This is a genomic window from Lacihabitans sp. LS3-19, from assembly GCF_024343575.1.
Lineage (GTDB): Bacteria > Bacteroidota > Bacteroidia > Cytophagales > Spirosomataceae > Leadbetterella.
Window position 1 is genome coordinate 1 of the sequence record NZ_RJUA01000077.1, and the last position, 1,960, is coordinate 1,960.

Genomic DNA, 1,960 nt, shown 5'->3' on the forward strand with positions numbered 1-1,960 from the left:
CGGCGTTTTGTTTTTGGAGAGTTTCCTGTTTTTCGAGAGAGAGTTGTTGGACTTCAATTAACTTTCTTTCTAAATTGATGCTATTATTACCAAATTCACGAGATATATAAATTAACATAGATATGGGTATTGACCAATTACAAGCCAGAAAAACTAAATCCTTTATGCTAAAGGATGAATTTATTTTCATATTCAAAAAGTAGCTTGTGCCAAACAATATTAAAACGGCAGAAAGAACCCAAAATACTATTAAGCCTGCAATCACAATTACGAAAGATTTATTACCACTTAGATAGGTGGTAATCGACAACCTTAGTACAAGAAACCTAGAAAAAACAAGTAGAAAAAAACCAAGAATTCCACCTAAATCAGCATTAATTATCTGAAAAAATATTACAATTACAGCGAAACCCAATATTAACCAAAAAAAAATATTTTTCCTTATATTGTTTAGGCTATGAATTGCAATAAAAAGAAATGTCGAAGAAATTGTTGTGAAAATTGTTGGAAGAGTATTCTGGTCTGCATTAGTAATATTAGGATCAATATTAAACAAGGAAAATGAATAAAAGCTACTTGAAATAACTGCTGAGATTGCAGCAATAAAAAAGAAAAAATTAGCTTTTTGTTTTTTATAAACTAAAAATAAACAAAAATGTATTATTGATAATACTAGAAAAAAACCTATATTTAAAATAGTCAACATTAAGGCTCCTTGACCAACATTTGAATCTTGTGTTGATTTGGAAAATTGATCATTTCTTTTCCTAAAGTTAGAATCAGGATTGACTACTTCAGATTTTTTTTCCCCACCTTTATCAAGCAAAATTCTTTGCTGCGATATGCTATCAATGCGAAAAACCTCATTTTGGGCATAAACGTCTAAATGATAGATAGTCAATAAACTAAATATCAGTAGTTTTTTCATAGCCTAAATTGGAATATTTATTTGTGAGTTTGTCCCTTCATTTTCTTTTGATACTAAGTCCCAAGTTCCATTCAACGACTCCACTCTTGCTTTTACATTTTTCATTCCTTTGCCATCGCTTTCATTGTCAAAAGTACCAATTCCATTGTCAGAAACTTTTAGTGAAATCTGCCTTTCAGTACGAGAAAGTTCAATTTTAGCTTCGGTGGCTTTTGAGTGTTTGACGATATTATTGACCAATTCGAGGCATATACTGTAAAGTTCAAACTCAATTTTATTATCAACTCGGCCAAAACCTTCATCAATTTGTAAATCGAAACGAATTTTTGAATTTTTGCTTATTTTTCGTACAAAACCTTGAAGAGTTGGTACAAGCCCTTGTTTCTCAAATTCTTCGGGCAAGAGATTATGCGACAACAAACGCACATCATTATAGGCTTTTTCGAGGTTTTCTCTGAGGTTTTGATGAATTTCCTTTTCTTCGGTATTCATCTTTGATTTGTCAATCATATCGACATTCAGCCAAAGAGCCGAAAGTGTTGAGCCGAGATTATCGTGCAAATCGGCAGCAACTCGTTGGCGTTCGATGGTTTGTCCTTTCAGAAGAGCGGCTTGTAGTTCGGCGTTTTGTTTTTGGAGAGTTTCCTGTTTTTCGAGAGAGAGTTGTTGGACTTCAATTAACTTTCTTTCTAAATTGATGCTATTATTACCAAATTCACGAGATATATAAATTAACATAGATATGGGTATTGACCAATTACAAGCCAGAAAAACTAAATCCTTTATGCTAAAGGATGAATTTATTTTCATATTCAAAAAGTAGCTTGTGCCAAACAATATTAAAACGGCAGAAAGAACCCAAAATACTATTAAGCCTGCAATCACAATTACGAAAGATTTATTACCACTTAGATAGGTGGTAATCGACAACCTTAGTACAAGAAACCTAGAAAAAACAAGTAGAAAAAAACCAAGAATTCCACCTAAATCAGCATTAATTATCTGAAAAAATATTACAATTACAGCGAAACC

General features: G+C 31.9%; 2 protein-coding genes. Both read right to left on the reverse strand.

Annotated features, from left to right (window positions below; genetic code table 11):
• On the reverse strand, positions 1 to 928 hold a 928-nt coding region (locus EGI22_RS15425; RefSeq protein ID WP_255069331.1), incomplete at its 3' end, for a hypothetical protein.
• Between the two features lie 3 nt (positions 929 to 931).
• Positions 932 to 1,960: sensor histidine kinase (locus EGI22_RS15430; protein WP_255069332.1), on the reverse strand; the 1,029-nt coding region annotated here is incomplete at its 5' end.